Origin of the sequence: Wansuia hejianensis, assembly GCF_014337215.1 — a bacterium.
In the GTDB taxonomy this organism is placed as follows: domain Bacteria; phylum Bacillota; class Clostridia; order Lachnospirales; family Lachnospiraceae; genus Scatomonas; species Scatomonas hejianensis.
Genome location: NZ_CP060635.1, coordinates 2,248,545 through 2,267,633, shown reverse-complemented (window position 1 = coordinate 2,267,633; position 19,089 = coordinate 2,248,545). Strand labels below are relative to the sequence as shown.

The following is a 19,089-nucleotide window of genomic DNA, read 5'->3' as shown; positions in this document are numbered from 1 at the left end:
TTTTTGAAGGAGGGAAAGGTATGGATAAAAAGGCGCAAAGAATCCTTGCCGGGTTTACCTGTGCTGCCTTTGTTATTGTCGCCTTCTTTTCTCTCTTTTTTATTGTGAAAGAAGCCCATCACGACTGCACAGGAGAGGATTGCCCTGTATGTGCCTGTATTCATCAGGCCGAACAAACATTAAAGCAGATCGGAACCGGCTCGTCTGGAACAGCCGGGGCGTTTGCGCCTCAGTTTCCGCTGGTTGTGGCATTTCTTTGCCTCCCTCTGTTTGTACCTGTCGCTTCCCTTATCAGCCAGAAGGTAAGAATGAACAATTAAATAGAATCCTTTGATACAAGGGAATACTATGCCCATTTTGTAGCAGGGAAGGTTATCCCTTGTATTTTTGCGCCCATTTTTAAGCAAATACGCGAATTTACGGAGGATTCAATTTTATGAAAAAATACATTTCAATTCTGTTGGCGGCGATACTGGCCCTTGCCTGCCTGTCCGCCTGCGGCACTTCCGATAAACCGGCAGATGCCGATAATTCGGAGAAGCTGTCTGTTGTAACTACGATTTTCCCCCAATATGATTTTACCCGCCAGATTGTAGGCGACAAGGCAGACGTTACAATGCTGTTGAAGCCCGGCGCGGAAAGCCATTCCTATGAGCCGACCCCGCAGGATATTAAGACGATTCAGAACTGCGATTTGTTCATCTACACCGGAGGCGAGAATGATGTATGGGTGGACGATATTCTGAACTCTATGGGCGATCAGAGGCCGGACACCCTGCGTTTGATTGATTGTGTTCCCACCGTCAATGAAGAAATCGTTGAAGGGATGGAGCACGAGCATGACCACGACCATGGGGAAATTGTGGAAAGCGAAATAAAAGACCGCCCGCTTTCTGATTTTGCCGGAGATTTTCAATCGGTGCTTCCCTACTTTGAGGATGGAACGCTGGACGAGTATATCACAGAAGAAGCCGAGGAAAATGAAAAATCCTTTGATGAAATGAAGCAGGAGTTTTTGGAAAAGAGGAAATCCGATTACAATACGCTTTCCATTGAGGGGAACAGCGTTTCTTTCCACACGCCCTCCGGGACTGTATCTGCGGAGTATGAATATCAGGGGGTTCAGACGGTAAAAGACGACGATGGAGATATTACCAGCGTGTGGTATACATTCCAAGCCAAAACGCCTGATTCAGGAGCGCCGGTTTATCTGGCCTTTAACGACCATGGCACCGGCGCCGACAGTCATGAAGAAGAACACGAGGAACATGAAGAAGAAATCGCTCATTTCCATCTGCGCTATGGTAATGAAAGCGTGGAAGCTCTCATGAGCGTAGAAAATTGGGCCCCCACGTTTTACGATGCTGACGCTACAGCAGACGAGATCAAGGAAGCCCTGGCAGGACACTCCCACGAGCACGAGGAGGAAACCGACGAACATGTGTGGACTTCTCCGAAAAATGCGATTGAAATTGTAGATAAGATTACTTCTCTTATCTGCGAAAAAGATCAGGATAATGCCGATACCTATGCGAAGAACAGCGCCAATTACAAAGAGCAGTTGGAACAGTTGAACGCTTCTTTCCGAGAAGTTGTAGACAGCGCAAAACGTAAAACGATTCTGTTTGGCGACCGTTTCCCGTTCCGGTATTTTGCCGACGAGTATGGCCTTAGCTATTACGCCGCCTTTACAGGCTGTTCGACAGAAACCGAAGCCAGCGCCGCAACGGTTGCATTTTTGACCGATAAGGTGAAGGAAGAACAGATCCCGGTTGTCTTTACCATTGAGCTTTCCAACGGAAAAATCGCAGATTCTATCTGCGAGGCTACCGGAGCGAAAAAGATGACCCTGTATTCCTGCCATAATGTGACGAAAGAGCAAATGGAGAACGGGGCTACCTACCTGTCTATGATGACGGAAAATGTAGACAGCCTGCGCGCTGCCTTAAACTAAAATGAGCAGCGGCGGCGCGTGAGTACTGCCGCTGCTATTTTTTCAAAAGGAGGGTACAAAAACGCAATGGATTTAATTACATGCAAGAATATATCTTTTGTATATGACGGCGTTCTCGCCGTAAAGGATTTGGATTTTTCAGTAGAGCCGAACGATTATCTTTGCATTGTCGGGGAAAACGGCGCAGGAAAAAGTACGCTGATTAAGGGGCTGCTGCGTTTGAAGAAGCCAGCATCCGGTACGATTCATATGGGAAACGGGCTTTTGGCAAAAGAAATCGGCTACCTGCCGCAGCAGACGGCGGTACAAAAGGATTTTCCCGCCAGCGTTTACGAAGTCGTCCTTTCCGGCTGCTTAAACCGATTGGGATTCAAGCCCTTTTATACCAAACGGGAAAAAGAGCTTGCAAATGAAAACCTGCAAAAAATGGGAATTGCAAAGCTGAAAAACCGCTGCTATCGTGAATTATCCGGCGGCCAGCAGCAAAGGGTTCTGTTGGCCCGCGCTCTATGCGCCACGAAAAAGGTGATTTTATTGGATGAACCCGCTGCCGGGTTAGATCCTGTGGTGACACAGAGCTTATACGAGCTGATCCGGCAGATCAATGAAGATATGGGGATCACGGTCATCATGATTTCCCATGACATCCGCGCAGCGGTACAGTACGCAAAACATATTCTGCACCTGTGCCATTCCCAGCTTTTCTTTGGTACAGCGGAGGACTATCGGAACAGCGAAGTGGGCAGCCGTTTTATAGGGGGTGTTTCCCATGCTTGACTTGCTGAAAGAGATGTTTTCCTACCCCTTTATGGTTCGCGCAATCCTCGTGGGAACCATTGTAGCCCTTTGTTCCTCTCTGCTGGGGGTAAGCCTTGTCCTAAAACGGTACTCCATGATTGGGGACGGGCTTTCCCATGTCGGCTTCAGCGCGCTGGCTTTAGCGACAGCGCTGAATATGGCCCCGCTGACGGTTTCCATTCCCATTGTGGTATTGGCGGCCTTTCTGCTGCTGCGAATCAGCGAAAGCAGCAGGATTAAAGGCGACGCGGCGATTGCTCTAATTTCCACTGGCGCATTGGCTGTAGGGGTTATGGCTATCTCTTTAACCACAGGAATGAATACGGATGTGTGCAACTATCTGTTCGGAAGCATTCTGAGCATGTCGCAAAGCGATGTGAATTTAAGTGTGGTTCTATCCGTCATTGTATTAGTGCTGTTCATTTTATTCTATAACCGTATTTTCTCCGTTACGTTTGACGAATCTTTTGCGAAAGCAACAGGCACGAACGCGGGCCTTTACAATATGCTGATTGCCCTGCTGACTGCTTTGATTATTGTTTTGGGGATGCGGATGATGGGCGCTCTTTTGATTACCAGCCTGATTGTGTTCCCTGCGTTGACCTCTATGCGGTTATGCAAAAAATTTAAAGCTGTGATTATCAATTCGGCTATCATATCCGTAATATGCTTATGGATTGGACTGACGGTTTCCTATGTATACGCAACGCCCACGGGAGCCAGCATTGTCCTATGCAATATCATTGTCTTTTTCCTCTATTGGATGATACAAACCGTGAAAGGGGTGGTTGGACGTGCGTAAAATATGGAAAAGGATTGCGCCTGCTTTATTGCTGTGCCTGCTGTTGTCTGCTTGCGGCAATGGCGGCGGCAAAACAGGGTTCAATGTTACGCCTCCCGATTCAAACAGCCGGGAGCCTTCCTTAAATATTGAATCTGCCGCTCCAGAAACCAACGCCTCGGAAGAACCTTCTTCCGGCGGGACGGAAAGCCCGTCCTCCACGCCTGACAGCGATCCTTCCAGTGCACCGGCAACAGACCCGGCGGGTGAATCGGCTGAGGGCGATGTGTTGGAAATCGGGGAGAAGATGTTTTTAACGCAGATCAACGATATGTACTACAATTTCGATCACTATAAGGATAAAACAATTATCGTGGAAGGGATGTATGCACAGTTTTATTCATGGGACGGCAGCGAAACTGCTCCGGTTGTATATCGAAAAGGCCCCGGCTGCTGTGGAAATGATGGCTGGGGTGGTTTCCTGCTAAAATACGACGGGGAGTATCCCAACGAGAACGACTGGATCCGAGTGACTGGCACTCCAGAATTGGTTGAAGAAGGATACTACCTAAATTTATATCTGAATGTTACATCGCTCGAGGTAAAAACAGAACGCGGGGCAGAGTTTGTCACGCAGTAAATTATGGCGAAAATAAAATCACTTCGATATATTGACAGTTTGGTGGTGATGATATGGGAAATTAGCCGTACTTGATTTAGCTGAAACCGGCTGGCAGATTGGAGAAAAGTTGTTTGCCCTGCTTTCCGCAGATCAGCAGCGGGAGCTGGCACAGTTTATCCTTAAAGGGGATATAAGCGGCATACCGTATCAAGCCATCTTCCGTGGCAAATATTCTATGCCCAAAAAGTCGAATCATCCCTTGACGGAGGCTCGGGCGGGAGATTTGTACTTCTGCTTGGAGCATCGGCTTGTTACGATTCGGGAGCAGCCGGTAGAACTGACCATTAAGGAATTTGAAATCTTTTCCCTGCTTATCTTAAACCCCAAACGGGTATTCACCTATGAGATGCTAATGGTATGGGAAGAAGATTACACCTACTATTCCCGCAAAGCAGTCAACAACCATGTAAGCAACCTGCGAAAAAAGCTAAAGATTGCTCCTGATCTGCCGGAGTATATCAAAAGCGTCTACGGCATCGGCTATAAGTTTGAGGAAAAATAGGAAGGTGAGGTAGTATATAAATGCTGCCTCGCCTTGCTTTATCTCCAATGTCTGAAATGCTTCTATGGGTAATTTCCCTCTTGACAGAACCCGCTTCTCGGTATAAAATATAACAGCGATATATAACAGTGTTATAAGGGGGCGAAGAAAATAGACGGAAATCTGACAACCTTAGAACGCATCCACCGGGCCGCAAAAGCAGAGTTTTTGCAAAAAGGCTACAAAGACGCTTCCCTGCGGAATATCGTAAAATCCGTAGGTATGACAACCGGAGCCTTTTACGGCTACTATAAAAGTAAAGAAGAATTGTTCGAGGCTTTGGTGGGTGAGCATTATGCGTATCTCCTGAACTGTTTTCAGAAGGCGCAAAAAGATTTTGCCAATCTCCCCCACGAGCAGCAGCCGGAGGTTATGGGAGATATTTCCGGCGCTTGCATGTTTGATATGCTTCATTACGCCTACGAACATCTGGAAGAATGTAAACTGATTCTCTGCTGTTCGGAGGGCACGAAGTTTTTCGGTTTCATTGATGAAATGGTGGAAATTGAAGCAGAAGCGACCCATGCCTATCAGGAAGTCTTGCAGGAGCTTGGACGGCCTTCCCCGCAGATCGACCCTGTGCTGGAGCATATTCTGATTACCGGCATGTTCCACACCTTTTTTGAATTGGTGATTCACGAGATGCCACTTCGGGACGCGGAAAACTATGTGAAGGAAATGCGAGCCTTTTATACAGCCGGATGGATGAAAATTATGGGGCAGTAACGCCCTGTAATTTTTGACCAGCGGTTAGCGATAACTAACTTATACGGATATAAGAAGAACGCGCTTGTGTTCTCTTTATCATAAATAAACGAAAAGGAGGAATCTTTTTTGAAAAAACAATCCAATCTATCACGGCTGCTTGCGGTTGCAGGCGGCCACAAATACCTGCTCTATGCTTCATGGGTGCTTTCGGCCATCAGCGCCCTCATAGCGTTAGTGCCTTTCTACTATATCTGGAAGGTCATGCAGGAAGTGTTGGCAGTTGCGCCGGATTTCAGCCACGCGCAAAACCTGACCCATAACGGCTGGATGGCGGTGCTGTTTGCCGTCATTGCGGTATTGATCTACATAGGAGGGCTGATGTGTTCCCACAAAGGGGCGTTCCGCATCGCCACCAACCTGCGTCTGCAAACGATGGAACATATCGTTAAACTTCCCCTGGGTTTTGCAGAGCAGTTTGGCAGCGGCAAGCTGCGTAAAATCGTCAATGAATCCAGCGCCGCCACCGAAACCTATCTGGCGCATCAGCTTCCCGACCGTGCCAATGCCATTGCGACACCATGCGGCCTTTTGGTTCTGCTGCTGGTGTTCGACTGGCGGCTGGGACTTTTGAGCCTTGTGCCAGTTTTGTTGGGCTTTCTGATTATGATGACGATGACCGGAAAGAAAATGCAGGAAAAAATGAAAGAATACCAAAACGCTCTCGATGATATGTCCAATGAAGCGGTGGAGTATGTACGGGGGATTCCCGTTGTGAAAACCTTCGGGCAGACCATATTCTCCTTCAAAAAATTCAAGGATTCCATTGATAGGTATAAGGTGTGGGTAATTGCCTATACCAAGCAGCTTCGAGCACCCATGATGTTTTATACGGCAGCCATCAACGGCGTCTTTGCCGCGCTGATTGCCGGTGCGTTGATTTTTACAGGGGGCGGCGTTACGAAGGATTTCCTGCTGGATTTGATGTTCTACATCATCATCACGCCCATCATCTCCGTCACCCTGACCCGTATCATGTTTCAGAGCGAAAATGCCATGATCGTGGACGATGCCCTGCATAGAATCGACAGCGTATTGAATTTGAACCCTCTTGCAGAAGCAGCACAGCCGGAACACCCAAACGGCGCTTCGGTACAGCTTAACCATGTTCATTTCAGTTATGATGGAAAAAACGAGGTCATCAAGGATATTTCCCTTTCAATTCCCGCAGGGCAGACGGTGGCCTTTGTGGGACCTTCCGGCGGTGGCAAGACCACGCTTGCCAATCTGATCTGCCGGTTCTTTGAACCGCAAGGCGGGCAGGTGAAGATTGGCGGCGTGAATGTGAAGAACATCGCCAAAGAGGAACTTATGAATACCGTTTCTTTTGTATTCCAGAACAGCCGCCTAATCAAAGCCTCGATTTTGGAAAATGTGCGCATGGGAAAACCGGATGCTACCCGGGAAGAAATCATGGCTGCCCTCCACAACGCCCAGTGCGATGATATTCTGGAAAAGCTGCCGAGGGGCGCAGACACCGTGATAGGGACAAAAGGTGTGTACCTTTCCGGCGGCGAACAGCAGCGGATCGCCATTGCCCGCGTGATGCTGAAAAATGCGCCTATCGTAATCTTAGACGAGGCCACCGCCTTTGCCGACCCGGATAATGAATCCCGCGTACAGGCAGCTTTTTCCAAGCTGTCACAGGGGAAAACGGTGATTATGATCGCCCATCGGCTCTCTACAGTGGCTGGCGTAGACCAAATCTATGTCATTGAGGACGGGCAGATCACAGAGAGCGGCAAAAGCCGTGAGCTGTTGGAAAAAGGCGGCGTATTCAGCCGCATGTGGCAGGACTATCAAACTTCTGTTCAATGGAAAGTTGCAAAGGAGGTACAATAACATGATAAAACGGCTGCAAAAACGGTATGCCCTTTCCGAGCAGGGGGTGAAGGATCTGGTAAAAGGCTGCCTTGCCTGCGTTCTTCAAAATCTTTCCTTTATGTTCCCAGTGGGCCTCTTGTATTTTTTAGTCGGCGATTTGATGGCTGGCGGCGTACCCGGCGAAAAAATTGCTTTTTACATCGTGGGCTGCGTGGTGTGTATCGGCCTGATCCTGCTTACCACATACTTTCAGTACAACGCCACCTACTTTGCCACTTATACAGAAAGCGGTGTGCGGCGGATTACGCTGGCCGAACAACTTCGGAAGATTCCGCTGTCCTTCTTTGGAATAAAGGATTTGGCGGATCTCACCAGCACCATCATGGCCGACTGCACCTTTTTGGAGCAGAGCTTTTCCCATTTTATTCCCGAACTGGCAGGCTCCATCATCTCCACTGTCTTAATTTCCATTAGCCTTTTGGTGTTCGACTGGCGCATGGCATTAGCGGCGCTGTGGGTGTTGCCGGTTGCCTTTGCCATTGTGGGGTTCTCCTCCAAGGTGCAGGAACGGCTCAATCAGAAAGCGATGGATGTAAAGATGGCTTGCGCCGACGGGATTCAAGAGTGCATTGAAACTGTGCGCGACTTAAAAGCCAACAACGCCGAAGCAGAATACCTGAAAGGCTTGGAAAAGAAAATCCGCGCCGTGGAACGTCGCTCCATTCTCAATGAGTTTGGGTTGGCTGCCTTTGTGGTGTCCGCGTCACTCATATTAAAGCTGGGAATTGCCACCGTTGCGCTGATAGGCTCTATTCTGCTGATAGGCGGCAACCTCGATGTCCTGACTTTCTTCATGTTCCTGCTGGTTGTTTCACGGCTCTACGACCCGCTGCAAGGGGCGTTGCAAAATCTGGCGGCGGTTATCAGCACCCGCACTAATATCGCCCGCATGAATGAAATTCTCGATCACCCGATTCAGCAGGGAGAAAACAGACTTTCCAACAAAGGCTATGATATTACCTTCGACCATGTAGGCTTTGCTTACAACACAGGAGAAACCGTATTGAAGGATGTTTCCTTTACCGCAAAACAGGGCGAAGTCACAGCTTTAGTAGGGCCCTCTGGCGGCGGCAAAACCACGGTATCGCGGCTTGCAGCAAGGTTTTGGGATGCGAGCCGGGGAAAAATCACTGTGGGAGGTATGGATATTTCCAAAATGGACCCGGAGGCTCTGCTTTCCTTGTTCTCCATTGTGTTTCAGGATGTTACGCTGTTTGACAATACCATTTTGGAGAATATACGAATTGGGAATAAGGATGCAACCGACGAACAGGTATTAGCAGCGGCAAAACTTGCCAATGTGGATGAATTTGCCGAAAAGCTGCCGGATGGCTGGCATACCAACATCGGGGAAAACGGCTGCGAGCTTTCCGGCGGTGAACGGCAGCGTATTTCTATTGCCCGGGCTTTCCTGAAAAACGCGCCGATTATTCTCTTGGATGAAGCAACCGCTTCCCTCGATGTGGAGAACGAGACCCTGATTCAAACTGCCCTCTCCCGTCTGATTGCGGATAAGACGGTGCTGGTGATCGCCCACCGGATGCGCACCGTAGCCGGGGCAGATAAGATCGTGGTGCTTTCTGAAGGAACCGTGGCCGAAGAAGGCGCACCGGAAAAATTGTTAAAGCAAAACGGCTTGTATGCCCGAATGGTGAAGTTACAAACGGAGAGCCAAAGCTGGAAACTGGCGTAAAATTTTTGTTTCCTCCGGTTTTATTATCCGCCGCATCGGCTATAAGTTTGAAATTTGAGAAATACCATCATGGCTTGAAATAGTCGTGGTGGTATTTTTTTAACTTTATAGGAAATTGCTTAGTTATGGATTTGGGAATGAAAATAGCCGTTTCTGATTTAGAAAATATAGAATCCTTCTTCATCAAAATCGTCCTCATCGATATCATCGAATTCATGTAAAAAATAGTCCATATCCAGAAGGTCATCGTCATCCATGTCACGGACTTCATCAGAAGTCATGCCTTCCGGAGGATTTTGAATATATTGCGCCCGTAGTTCTTTTGCAAGCTCCGCTTCAGTCATACGTTTGATTGTAACCGCCTCCATTCAGATTTAAGATAGTTTCATTGTATCACGAGAATGAAGGATGTGAAAGTAACAGAAGAGGAGCAGGGGAACGGCAGCGGTATTTCCGCATTGCCTTTTCGTATAATTCATGCAAAGGAACGGGCTTGTGGTTAAAGTAAAGCTCTAAGAAGAGCATGGTTGTGCCACAACTGGGGCATTTTAACGGGTCATATCCAAAAGAATGAAGGATGGAGTCCCGCCAGCGGTTGAAAGAGAGATAGATTTTATGTTTTTCTTTAGAAATAGCTCTGCGTAAAAGCAGGTCAGATTGACGATGTCTGGCATAAATGCCATAGTAGCGGATCATTTTAAAGTGTTTTTCGGGGATATGCTGTGTTAAACGGGAAATGAAATCAAGGGCATAAATCGTTTCAGTAATCAATTGATTATCTTCATGGCGGTTGTAATGGAAGGTTACACAAACGCCGTCATAAGAGTCAATGCGAGAAGTAGCGATGACAGGTCTGCCAAGGTAGCGGCCGATATACTTAATGACTTGACTGGGATTGCATTGATTGGGCATAGCTCTGACATAGAACCCATTGTTGTGGTCTGCATAGATGTGGGATTTTACATTTTTAAAAGAATCCCCCAGCCGTTTGTGCAATTCGTTGAGGAGAGCGGTCTGAAAGGAATCCCGTAAAAGTTTGTAATTGAAATGCTTTTTGTGACGCCACAGGAGCGAGGAACCAACGCCACCTTCCGGGACTAAGCAATGGATATGAGGATTCCATTTGAGATCCCTGCCAAAGGAATGGAGGACACAAATGAAACCGGGAGTAAATAGCTCTGATTTGTTATCTTTATGAAACATGCGGGAAACAACGCTATTAACGGAGGAAAAGAGAGAGTTTAAAAGGGAACGGTCCTGCAGAAAAAAGGGACGAAGTTCTCTGGCGATAGTAAAGACGCAGTGCCGGTGCTGGACATCAATGAGCTTAAAAGACATAGAAGTAGTCCTGTCAATGGAATACATGTTGCCGCAGGTAGGGCAGAAGCGGGAATGACAGCGAAAAGGGACAAATTTGAAATAGCCACAGCAAGGGCAGGCAAACATGGCACCCCCAAAGGAAGGATTGCCGCAGTGAATCATTTTTTCTACATTTTCGATGACAGAGTCACGAGGATGTTGAAGATAAATCATTTCTTCAAAATGGTCGGAAAAAATCTTTTGTAGTATATTCATAAGACTATTATGAAGGAAAGTAACAGAAAAAGAAACCCCTAACCCTTCAAGATTGAGGGGCAGGGGAGTTGAAGTGTCGAAGACACTTTTTTACTTTATAGGAAAGTTCTCCTTTTGGAGAACTTCTGAATTAAAAAAGCTCGGGGGGAGGCGGGCATGAGAAACAGACGATCCTGGATCAGAAGAGATAAAACCCTTCTTCGTCAAAATCGTCATCATCAAAATCGTCAAATTCATGAAGAAAATAGTCCATGTCCAAGAGATCTTCATCACTCATTTCACGGACTTCATCAGAAGTTACATTTTCTGGCGGTTCTTTAATATATTGTTCTCGAAGTTTCTTTGCAAGTTCTGCTTCTGTTATGTATTCCATAGTGACAGCCTCCGCTTTCTGATAGATAGTTTGATTGTATCACGAAAACGTTGGAGTTGGAAGATTTGGAATTAGGGCGGGAGACCGGCACATGTGCTTATGCATTACCTTTTCATATAATTCATGCAAAGAAACAGGTTTATGATTGAAATATAGTTCTTGAAAAAGCATTTTGCTGCCACAGTTAGGACATTTCAAAGGATCATAGCCAAAAGAGGAAAGGATACATTCTCGCCAACGGTTAAAGGATAAGAGAATCTTATGTTTTTCCTTGGAAATAGCTCGTCGCAGATAACAATCCGATTTACAATGCCTTGCATAGATACCATAATAGCGAATCATTTTGAAATGCTTTTCCGGTATGTGTTGCGTAAGACGAGAAATAAAATCAAGGACTGGAAGATTTTCAGTCATAAGTTTGTTATCCTCATGACGGTTGTAATGGAAGGTAACAAAGTCACCATCGTAAGCATCGATACGAGAAGTAGCAATTACAGGCCGGCCAAGATATCTTCCAATATATTTGATTACATTGGAAGGATTGCATTTATTAGGCATGGCACGGACATAGAAACCATTTTTGTGGTCAGCATAGATGGTAGATTTTACTTTTTTAAAGGAGTTGCCAAGGTGTATATGCAGTTCGTTAAGCAGGGCGGTTTGAAAAGAATCCCGAAGGAGCTTAAAGTTGAAATGTTTTATATGACGCCAAAGCAGAGAATTGCCGACCCCACCTTCTGATGTCGTATAAATAAAGTTGGCACCTTATTCTCAAAGAATTCATGTATAATAAAGAGAATAAGGAGGAACTCTCAATGTCACGTACTCAACGTAAATACGACCACGAATATAAGATCCAGGCTGTCAAACTTGCCAGAGAAATCGGCGGTGCTAAGGCAGCCAAAGAATTAGGTATTCCAGAAGGAACCATCCATACATGGCTGAAAGCAGTTAGAGCCGGTACATTGGATATTGGCGACGGTGCACATACTCCAGAAAGTGCCATGAGTCTCGCTGAGGAACTTGCTATGCTCCGCAAACGTGTTAAGGATCAGGATAAAGAAATCCGGCGTCTAAAAGAGGAAAATGAATTTCTCGAGGAAGCAAGTGCTTTTTTCGCAGCCAGCCGTCGGAAGTCAGCAAGAACCAAAGAATGATGTTCATTGCCATAAAAACGGAAGACGGCGCGATTAAGGGAAAACTCTCATTCTATTGCCGGATGCTTGGTGTCAGCCGCCAGGGGTTCTACAAATATCTTGCTAATAAAGACCGGCCCTGGAAATATCAGGATCTCGCTGATGCTATGATAGCAATCCATACTGAAGATGAATACAATGATACATATGGGCGCATTCGCATGTATCAGGCACTTCTCCTTAAGAAACCGGAAGGACTCAAGATTCCCAGTGAGCGAACCGTCTACAGGGTCATGGATGAAATAGGCCTTAGTCATCAACCAAAGCGTAAGCCGAATGGTATTACCAAGGCTGATCGGGAAGCTCGTAAGTCAGATGATCTTCTGAAGCGAGATTTCAAATCCGACAAGCCACTTGAAAAATGTGTAACTGACATTACAGAAATCAAGGCTAAAGATGGGAAACTGTATGTTTCAGCTATCTTTGACTGCTTTGATTCCGGTGTCCTTGGTCTGGCAATGGAAACCAACATGAAAGCAACGTTGTGTGAGCATACCCTGGATAATGCCTATCTGGCATATCCTGATCTGCGAGGGGCTATTGTACACTCTGACAGAGGAACACAATATACCAGTGAAACTTATCGTAAGGCTCTTGCTAAATACGGTATTATTCAAAGCATGAACAGTGCTGGTGGCAGGTGCCACGATAATGCCCGATGCGAAAGCATGTGGGCCAGAATGAAAAGTGAGCTTCTCTATGACCGCTACAATACGGAGACTATGACCATAGAGGAACTGAAGGTTCTCATTTGGAGATACTTCATCAGTTACTGGAATAACAGGAGGATCTGCTCTGCCAACGGTGGGCTTCCTCCGATAATTAAGCGACAGAGATACTACCAATCTCTGGAACAGGCTGCATAGGCAGTGATATCTTTGAGATAAATGTGTCAACCAATATTGACAATATCATTCTGAGACAAGACAATGTATATGGGGATTCCATTTTAAGTCTCGTCCAAAAGTATGCAGGACACAGATAAAGCCAGGAGTGAAGGACTCTGATTTGTTGAGCTTATGGAACATACGGGAGACCACGCTGTTAACAGCGGAGAACAGACAGTTTAGAAGGGAACGGTCTTCGAGAAAAAAATGACGGAGTTCGCTGGCGATGGTAAAAACACAGTGTCGATGCTGGACATCAATGATTTTAAAAGACATGGAAGTAGACCTGTCAATGGAGTACATGTTGCCACAGGTAGGACAGAAACGGGAATGGCATCGAAAGGGAACATATTTGAAAGTACCACAACAAGGGCAGGCAAACATGGCGCCACCAAAGGAAGGATCGCCACAATGAATCATTTTTTCGACATTTTCGATGACAGAGTCACGAGGATGTAAGATATAAAACATTTCTTCGTAATGGTCTTTAAAAATATTTTGTAAGATATTCATAAAACTATTATGAACCAAAGTAACAAAAAAGAAAACCCCACCCCTCATGAATGAGGGGCAGGGGAGTTGAATAGGCGAAGCCTATTTTTTATTTTTACCCCCCACTGTAAAAATCTCTGAGAAATGAAGTGACTATTAGAAGCATATTTTTGTGTTTACCCATGCAACAATCCCCCGAAAAATGTACGGATATATGAAAGATATTTTGAGCCATCTCAAATTTATTTTCAAAAGGGGGTGTCATTTTGCTTTCAAAATGTACAGATAGATAGGGAGAGTTTTTTAACAGCCTGAAATGAGGCGATGGAAATCAAAGAAAAAATCCCCATCATGACCTATTCCCAGTACCGCAGAGCCAGAAAGCTGGTTCATCAGTGCTGCAACTATGAGAGCGGGAACTGCCTTGCCCTTGACGATGGAGAAGAATGCGTGTGCGTACAGAGCATTTCCTACTCCCTGCTGTGCAGGTGGTTCCGTGCCGCTGTCCTGCCCTTGGATGAACCTCTGGCGGCTGCTTTGCTTTACCGGAAGGAACATAAACGGTGTACTGTCTGTGGCCAATCCTTTTTCCCCGGTTCCAACCGGGCAAAATACTGTAAGGCCTGCGCCGCCATCTTTGTAAGCGCCGGTCAATGGGATAGAGGGATAAATCCCTTATACCTATCCCAAACGGACTTCTAATTGTCCGAACAGGCTCTTGACCTAAACGGGATTTTCCCGAACAGGCAGCAAGCTGCGTACATATAGGCTGCCGCCTCATTTTACCTCCTAAACGGGAATATCCAGGATTGGTTTTTCAGAACATGGCAAAGCTGACGCTCTGAAACGTCCATATCCTGTTTTTCAGTCCGCAGCTTTCCCGCCTCTCTGACAGCCCGGATTTAGACGGTAGTTAATAAGAAAAAGTTAAATACAAAACAGTCAATATCAATCTATCTATCATGCCGATGGATAGGAAGGAGAATTTATGATCCCATTCAAAACAGATACGGAGATTTCGTCTTACATCATTTTCCCACGTTCCCTTATCCCCCTGGACTTATCCAATGACGCCAAGGTGCTGTACGCCCTGCTTTTGGACCGGGCAGGGATTTCCAGAAAGAAAGGCTATATCGAAGCGGATGGGACCATCCGCTTGTACTTCGCTGTGGAGGACGCCAAAGCGAAACTCCGCCGGAGCAGGCAGGTAGCAACACGGGCGTTTCACGAACTAGAATCCTGCGGCCTGATCGTCCGCCGGAAACAGGGCTTCGGAGGCCAGCTATTATCACATTGAATTTGCCTGTTGACAAAAGGAGGGACGCCAATGACTGATGAACAAAAGCTGTATGAACTGCTGAAAGACTTTGACCCCGCTGTGGGGGAACGGATGGAAAAGTATTTCAAAGACGGTGCGTATCACTTTGATTTGGGAAACAGCAAATATACATACTTTGAAGGTGCCTCCGTCTACACGGTCATTCCCCACTTTGCGGAAAAAGGCTCGGAAGGGATCGTGATATTGTCAATATTGGTTGACACATTTTTCTCAAGGATAACACAGACTATGCTGCCAACTCCAAACTATCATAGTACTGCTTGCGTTTTAGCATAGGAGGAAGACCACCATTGGCGGAGCATATCCTCCGATTATTCCAATAACTGATAAAGTATCGCCATATGACCACCTTTAATTCTTCTACAGTCATCTGCTCTGTATCATAACGATTATATAGTAATTCGCTCTTCATCCGTGCCCACATACTTTCGCAGCCAGCGTTATCATGGCACCGCCCACCGGCACTGTTCATGCTCTGACAAATCCCGTATTTTGTAACTGCTTTGCGATAGATTTCACTGGTGTATTGTGTTCCGCGGTCTGAATGGACAATCGCTCCTCTTAGAGTTGGATAGGCAGTCAGTGCATGATCCAGCGTGTGTACGCACAAGTCAGCCTTCATGTTTGTTTCCATTGCAAGACCGAGAACTCCAAGATCAAAACAATCGAAAATAGCTGATACATAAAGTTTCCCATCCTTCGCTTTAATTTCTGTGATATCTGTAACACATTTTTTAAGCGGCCTATCGGATTGGAAATCTCTTTTCAGCAGATCATCAGTCTTCATAGCTTCACGATCTGCTTTCGTGATACCGTTTGGTTTACGCTTTGGACGGTGGCTGAGACCGATTTGTTCCATTACCCTGTATACGGTTCTTCCACCAAGAATGCTGACTCCTTCCGGAGGCTTCAGCAACAGTACCTGATACATACGGATACGCCCATAGGTATCGTTATATTCATCTTCGCTACAGATTTCTCTCATCGCTTCGGCCAGATCCTGATATTTCCATGGGCGATCTTTGTTGGCAAGATATTTGTAAAATCCTTGACGGCTAACGTCTAGCATATGGCAATAGAAAGAAATGTTCCCTTTCCGTGCGCCGTCTTCTGTCTTGAGAGCAATGAACATCATTCTCAGGTTTTTGCTGACTTCCGACGGCTGGCTGCGAAAAAAGCACTGGCTTCCTCCAGAAACTCGTTTTCTTCCTTGAGGCGGCGGATTTCCTTATCCTGATCCTTTACACGCTTACGCAGCATCGTGATTTCCTCTGCCAGGCTCATTGCACTGGAAGGGGTATGGGAACCCTCTCCAATATCCAGAGAGCCGGATCTGACCGCTTTAAGCCATGTATGAATCGTTCCTTTCGGAATTCCTAATTCTTTAGCGGCTTTGGCTCCACCGATTTCTTTTGCCAGTTTGACTGCTTGTACTTTGTATTCATGGTCATATTTACGTGCCATCTTGAATACCTCCTTATTCTCTCGATTTTATTATGAAATCCTTGAGAATAAGTTGTCAACTTTTTTTATACCACACCATACATATGACTGCGGCTCATTTGTGGTGAATTGAAAAGCAGTTATAGGAAAGGAGCGAAATCGTATAACCGCTGAAATCCAACACAGAAAGGAGCTGTTGCTTTATGAAATCCCTGTTTGAACAGATGGGCGGCACTTACCGTCGGGAGGGCGATTACCTCATCCCAAATCTCGTCCTGCCGGACATCGGCGATAATCAGATCGGCAAATACGGGCGTATGCGCCGCCGTTATCTGAAAGAACACCGAAAGGTGCTTTACACAAACCTGCTGACATCAGGCAATTTGCGTCGCCATCTGGCGGAAATCGATCAAGTCTGTAACGAATGTATGGAAAGCATCTTATCTGCTATGGCAAGGCAGGAAGGCGTAACCGAAGCGCTGAAAGCGGCTGACCAGATGGAATGGGTGCGCCGCTTGAACAGCATTCACAACCGTGCAGAGGAAATTGTTCTGACTGAACTTGTATATGCTTAATCGGATGCCCGTTATCGGCTGTATGGCTGATAACGGGCGTTTTCCACTTCATCAATCTTCTTTCTCTGCGCTGGCTACAAGACGGTCAAAATCGCTCTGATACAAACGATCTTGGATAATCCGGTACTGCTCAAATTCACTTTCCGCAAAGGCTTTGGCGATTGCCGCAGTAACCTTTCCCTTGTCCTGCAAAATTTCAGCGTCATTGAATTGCAGAAACGCATCCAGCTTGGAAGCCCAATCCGCCATTGTCATGGGAATATGCCGTCTGGCCTGCCTTGTGGCATAGTCCAGATACATCGTGACAATCTCGTTCAGCTCCTGCATCTCATCAACGGATAAGTAATTTTTTGCGATAGAAACATCGGCTTTTACAATCTTTCCATTGGGAGCGTTGCGCCATGAAGTCAATCCCATATGTTCCTTTGTGTGGTCAGCCCTTGCCACAATAACCTCCGCTGCGGTATTTCCGTGAACGGCATAATGCATCTTGTTCTGTACCGTCGCAAAAAAATCTTTTGTAATCTGACTGTCAACGGAGTAATCAACGGCAGTGGCATAAATATCCGTGATTTTCTGGTAGAAACGGCGCTCGCTGGCCCTGATTTCCTGTATTTCGGAAATCAGATGGTCAAAATAATCCTCATCGAAGATCTGGCCGTTGATCAGTCTGCTTTTATCTAAGACATATCCCTGCTTTGCAAAGGTGTCCAGCACTTTTGTTGCCCATTGTCGGAATTGTGTTGCCCTGCCGGAGTTGACACGGTAGCCGATGGCGATAATAGCGGACAGCGAATAGAATTTGTATTGATAGGTTTTCCCGTTATCTGCAACTTGTGCAAAATTTGCACAAGTTGCATCTTCGGACAATTCGCCGCTTTCATAAATATTTTTAAGGTGCTTTGTAACAACGCTTCTGTCCACATCAAAAAGCTGGCCGATTGCCTTTTGTGTCAGCCATACATCGTGATCCTGCACACGGACTTCAATGCCGTCTTCGTGAGCGTCGTTCGTAAATACAAGGAAATCCACCGTGCTGTTTCGGATTTGTAGTTGGTTGTTTTTATTTTCAGCCATTGTATATCACCATCCCATCAATTATCTTCCGATTTCGTTTTCTTTGCCCTGCTCTTGTAAACATTGTGCTTATTCTTACACTGCGGGCTGCAAAACACAGCGCTCGGCCTGCTTGCGACAAAGGCTTTTGTGCAGTGCCTGCAAAGGCGGATCGGATTTTTGCTGTCGGTCAGCATAAAGCTGAACATCATTTGTATGCCCAAAAGCAGGGAATGGAAATCCCAGATAATGGTCGGCTTATCCAGCAGAGCAATATGGTAGGTGGGTGCATTGCCGCCAAAGGCTGCCATGCTCTGCTGCATAAGACGACGGGTATCTTCGTTCAATGTGTCGTAATCCTCATAATAAAGCATACTGTTGACATAGGTAAACGCCCAGTCGATGAACTGCTGCTTCATCCAGTCATACCGTTCCGCATACTCCCACTGAAAGCTCATATTGACCGCCATCGGCTTGTCCGTCATGGTCATCGCCAGCGCCATCATCACACGGTCATTTTCGATATTCCACATGGATTCGATTCCATGTTTAATCACATCCAGCTTGTCAAAGGGAAAGAAAAGTTCTAGGTATTTTTCGGTGGGCATCGTTTCTGCTTTTATAAAATGGTTTTTCGGCAGGTACACCGCTTCATATTCCATAAAATCCGGTGTGGTGGGCAGTGCGGTCATCAGGCCGAAAAGCCCGTACTTTACAGCAAATTGGCGGATAGCAGTCTGGATCTCCGTATCCGGTTTCTTTGCCATTCCCATGCGCCCGATGTCGATGGTGTCCAGCACGATCTGCCGGTATTCCGCCAGAGGATCGTAGATGCCCGGCTGCGCTGCTTTTGTGGGTGTAAGATACAGAGTCCCATCCTCTGCCGCTTTCCATTCATATTCGCTGTACCGCACCCATTGAGAACTGGTGCGTTCAAAAAGGTTCGTCATTTTCTCACCCCTGTTTCCAATCGTTTATGCCGTACTTGGATAAAAGCTTTCTTGCCAGCTCCATGCCGCTTTCCGTAATATATACCGACTTGGAACGGGACGGAT

At 46.4% G+C, this 19,089-nt stretch carries 22 protein-coding genes and 2 pseudogenes; 15 read left to right on the top strand and 9 right to left on the bottom strand.

Annotation, left to right across the window (positions count from 1 at the left end; all coding sequences use genetic code 11):
* The first annotated feature begins 20 nt into the window (after nucleotides 1–20).
* From H9Q79_RS10510 to H9Q79_RS10470, 9 genes are all read left to right on the top strand, one after another.
* Nucleotides 21–320 (top strand): hypothetical protein, encoded by a 300-nt coding sequence (locus tag H9Q79_RS10510; RefSeq protein ID WP_249328245.1) that lies wholly within the window; start codon nucleotides 21–23, stop codon nucleotides 318–320.
* A 116-nt stretch (nucleotides 321–436) separates the two neighbouring features.
* Complete coding sequence (locus H9Q79_RS10505) at nucleotides 437–1,954, top strand: metal ABC transporter solute-binding protein, Zn/Mn family (protein ID WP_118647667.1); 1,518 nt, start codon at nucleotides 437–439, stop codon at nucleotides 1,952–1,954.
* Nucleotides 1,955–2,020: 66 nt separating this feature from the next.
* Nucleotides 2,021–2,731 carry a metal ABC transporter ATP-binding protein gene (locus H9Q79_RS10500; RefSeq protein ID WP_118647665.1) on the top strand — a complete coding sequence of 237 codons (711 nt, stop codon included), beginning with the start codon at nucleotides 2,021–2,023 and terminating at the stop codon, nucleotides 2,729–2,731.
* Entirely contained in the window at nucleotides 2,724–3,554 is an 831-nt protein-coding gene (locus tag H9Q79_RS10495) for a metal ABC transporter permease (protein ID WP_118647663.1), read from the top strand. Before H9Q79_RS10500 ends, H9Q79_RS10495 begins: the two co-directional genes overlap by 8 nt.
* Entirely contained in the window at nucleotides 3,547–4,173 is a 627-nt protein-coding gene (locus tag H9Q79_RS10490) for a TIGR03943 family putative permease subunit (protein WP_118647661.1), read from the top strand. The genes H9Q79_RS10495 and H9Q79_RS10490 overlap by 8 nt, the downstream gene beginning before the upstream one ends.
* A gap of 277 nt (nucleotides 4,174–4,450) precedes the next feature.
* Nucleotides 4,451–4,717 carry a winged helix-turn-helix domain-containing protein gene (locus H9Q79_RS10485; RefSeq protein ID WP_330596796.1) on the top strand — a complete coding sequence of 89 codons (267 nt, stop codon included), beginning with the start codon at nucleotides 4,451–4,453 and terminating at the stop codon, nucleotides 4,715–4,717.
* A gap of 150 nt (nucleotides 4,718–4,867) precedes the next feature.
* Nucleotides 4,868–5,482 (top strand): TetR/AcrR family transcriptional regulator, encoded by a 615-nt coding sequence (locus tag H9Q79_RS10480; RefSeq protein ID WP_249329710.1) that lies wholly within the window; start codon nucleotides 4,868–4,870, stop codon nucleotides 5,480–5,482.
* 108 nt (nucleotides 5,483–5,590) lie between these two features.
* On the top strand, nucleotides 5,591–7,363 hold the full coding sequence (locus H9Q79_RS10475; RefSeq protein WP_118647659.1) for an ABC transporter ATP-binding protein: 1,773 nt from the start codon (nucleotides 5,591–5,593) through the stop codon (nucleotides 7,361–7,363).
* 1 nt (nucleotide 7,364) lies between these two features.
* Complete coding sequence (locus H9Q79_RS10470) at nucleotides 7,365–9,098, top strand: ABC transporter ATP-binding protein (RefSeq protein ID WP_249328244.1); 1,734 nt, start codon at nucleotides 7,365–7,367, stop codon at nucleotides 9,096–9,098.
* Between the two features lie 158 nt (nucleotides 9,099–9,256).
* On the opposite strand, the gene H9Q79_RS10465 is transcribed toward H9Q79_RS10470, so the two are convergent.
* From H9Q79_RS10465 to H9Q79_RS18510, 4 genes and pseudogenes are all read right to left on the bottom strand, one after another.
* A complete protein-coding gene (locus H9Q79_RS10465; RefSeq protein WP_249328243.1) occupies nucleotides 9,257–9,442 on the bottom strand; it encodes a hypothetical protein in 186 nt (61 codons plus the stop codon).
* A 49-nt stretch (nucleotides 9,443–9,491) separates the two neighbouring features.
* Complete coding sequence (locus tag H9Q79_RS10460; RefSeq protein ID WP_249328242.1) at nucleotides 9,492–10,673, bottom strand: IS91 family transposase; 1,182 nt, start codon at nucleotides 10,671–10,673, stop codon at nucleotides 9,492–9,494.
* Nucleotides 10,674–10,851: 178 nt separating this feature from the next.
* A complete protein-coding gene (locus H9Q79_RS10455) occupies nucleotides 10,852–11,046 on the bottom strand; it encodes a hypothetical protein (protein WP_118648872.1) in 195 nt (64 codons plus the stop codon).
* A 39-nt stretch (nucleotides 11,047–11,085) separates the two neighbouring features.
* A pseudogene (locus H9Q79_RS18510) lies at nucleotides 11,086–11,787 on the bottom strand (IS91 family transposase); the annotation flags it as partial.
* A 74-nt stretch (nucleotides 11,788–11,861) separates the two neighbouring features.
* Between H9Q79_RS18510 and H9Q79_RS10445 the strand changes: the two are divergent.
* Both H9Q79_RS10445 and H9Q79_RS10440 read left to right on the top strand, forming a co-directional pair.
* Nucleotides 11,862–12,203: a transposase gene (locus tag H9Q79_RS10445; protein ID WP_118648886.1), complete on the top strand. Its 342-nt coding sequence runs from the start codon at nucleotides 11,862–11,864 to the stop codon at nucleotides 12,201–12,203.
* Entirely contained in the window at nucleotides 12,200–13,108 is a 909-nt protein-coding gene (locus H9Q79_RS10440; protein ID WP_118648884.1) for an IS3 family transposase, read from the top strand. The genes H9Q79_RS10445 and H9Q79_RS10440 overlap by 4 nt, the downstream gene beginning before the upstream one ends.
* A 48-nt stretch (nucleotides 13,109–13,156) precedes the next feature.
* Here H9Q79_RS10440 and H9Q79_RS18505 read toward each other — a convergent pair.
* Nucleotides 13,157–13,642 (bottom strand): annotated as a pseudogene (locus H9Q79_RS18505) (IS91 family transposase); the annotation flags it as partial.
* Nucleotides 13,643–13,945: 303 nt separating this feature from the next.
* Here H9Q79_RS18505 and H9Q79_RS10430 point away from each other — a divergent pair.
* The 3 genes from H9Q79_RS10430 to H9Q79_RS10420 all read left to right on the top strand — a co-directional run bounded on the left by H9Q79_RS10430 (nucleotide 13,946) and on the right by H9Q79_RS10420 (nucleotide 15,236).
* Entirely contained in the window at nucleotides 13,946–14,323 is a 378-nt protein-coding gene (locus H9Q79_RS10430; RefSeq protein ID WP_118648868.1) for a cysteine-rich VLP domain-containing protein, read from the top strand.
* A 286-nt stretch (nucleotides 14,324–14,609) separates the two neighbouring features.
* Nucleotides 14,610–14,918 carry a replication initiator protein A gene (locus tag H9Q79_RS10425; protein WP_249328240.1) on the top strand — a complete coding sequence of 103 codons (309 nt, stop codon included), beginning with the start codon at nucleotides 14,610–14,612 and terminating at the stop codon, nucleotides 14,916–14,918.
* Nucleotides 14,919–14,948: 30 nt separating this feature from the next.
* Entirely contained in the window at nucleotides 14,949–15,236 is a 288-nt protein-coding gene (locus tag H9Q79_RS10420) for a hypothetical protein (protein WP_249328239.1), read from the top strand.
* Here the strand turns inward: H9Q79_RS10420 and H9Q79_RS10415 are convergent.
* Both H9Q79_RS10415 and H9Q79_RS10410 read right to left on the bottom strand, forming a co-directional pair.
* Nucleotides 15,187–16,095, bottom strand: a complete 909-nt coding sequence (locus tag H9Q79_RS10415; RefSeq protein ID WP_249328238.1) for an IS3 family transposase — start codon at nucleotides 16,093–16,095, stop codon at nucleotides 15,187–15,189. The two genes, H9Q79_RS10420 and H9Q79_RS10415, sit on opposite strands and share 50 nt — an antisense overlap.
* Nucleotides 16,096–16,097: 2 nt before the next feature.
* A complete protein-coding gene (locus H9Q79_RS10410) occupies nucleotides 16,098–16,424 on the bottom strand; it encodes a transposase (RefSeq protein WP_118648888.1) in 327 nt (108 codons plus the stop codon).
* A 182-nt stretch (nucleotides 16,425–16,606) separates the two neighbouring features.
* Between H9Q79_RS10410 and H9Q79_RS10405 the strand changes: the two genes are divergently transcribed.
* The gene (locus H9Q79_RS10405; RefSeq protein ID WP_118647827.1) at nucleotides 16,607–16,978 is read left to right on the top strand and encodes a TnpV protein; all 372 of its coding nucleotides are present in this window, start codon (nucleotides 16,607–16,609) and stop codon (nucleotides 16,976–16,978) included.
* 51 nt (nucleotides 16,979–17,029) lie between these two features.
* Here H9Q79_RS10405 and H9Q79_RS10400 read toward each other — a convergent pair whose 3' ends face one another.
* Together H9Q79_RS10400 and H9Q79_RS10395 are read right to left on the bottom strand one after the other, a co-directional pair.
* Nucleotides 17,030–18,055, bottom strand: coding sequence for a virulence RhuM family protein (locus H9Q79_RS10400; RefSeq protein ID WP_249328237.1), 1,026 nt, complete (start codon nucleotides 18,053–18,055; stop codon nucleotides 17,030–17,032).
* Between the two features lie 17 nt (nucleotides 18,056–18,072).
* On the bottom strand, nucleotides 18,073–18,984 hold the full coding sequence (locus H9Q79_RS10395; protein ID WP_118647829.1) for a hypothetical protein: 912 nt from the start codon (nucleotides 18,982–18,984) through the stop codon (nucleotides 18,073–18,075).
* Between the last annotated feature and the right edge of the window lie 105 nt (nucleotides 18,985–19,089).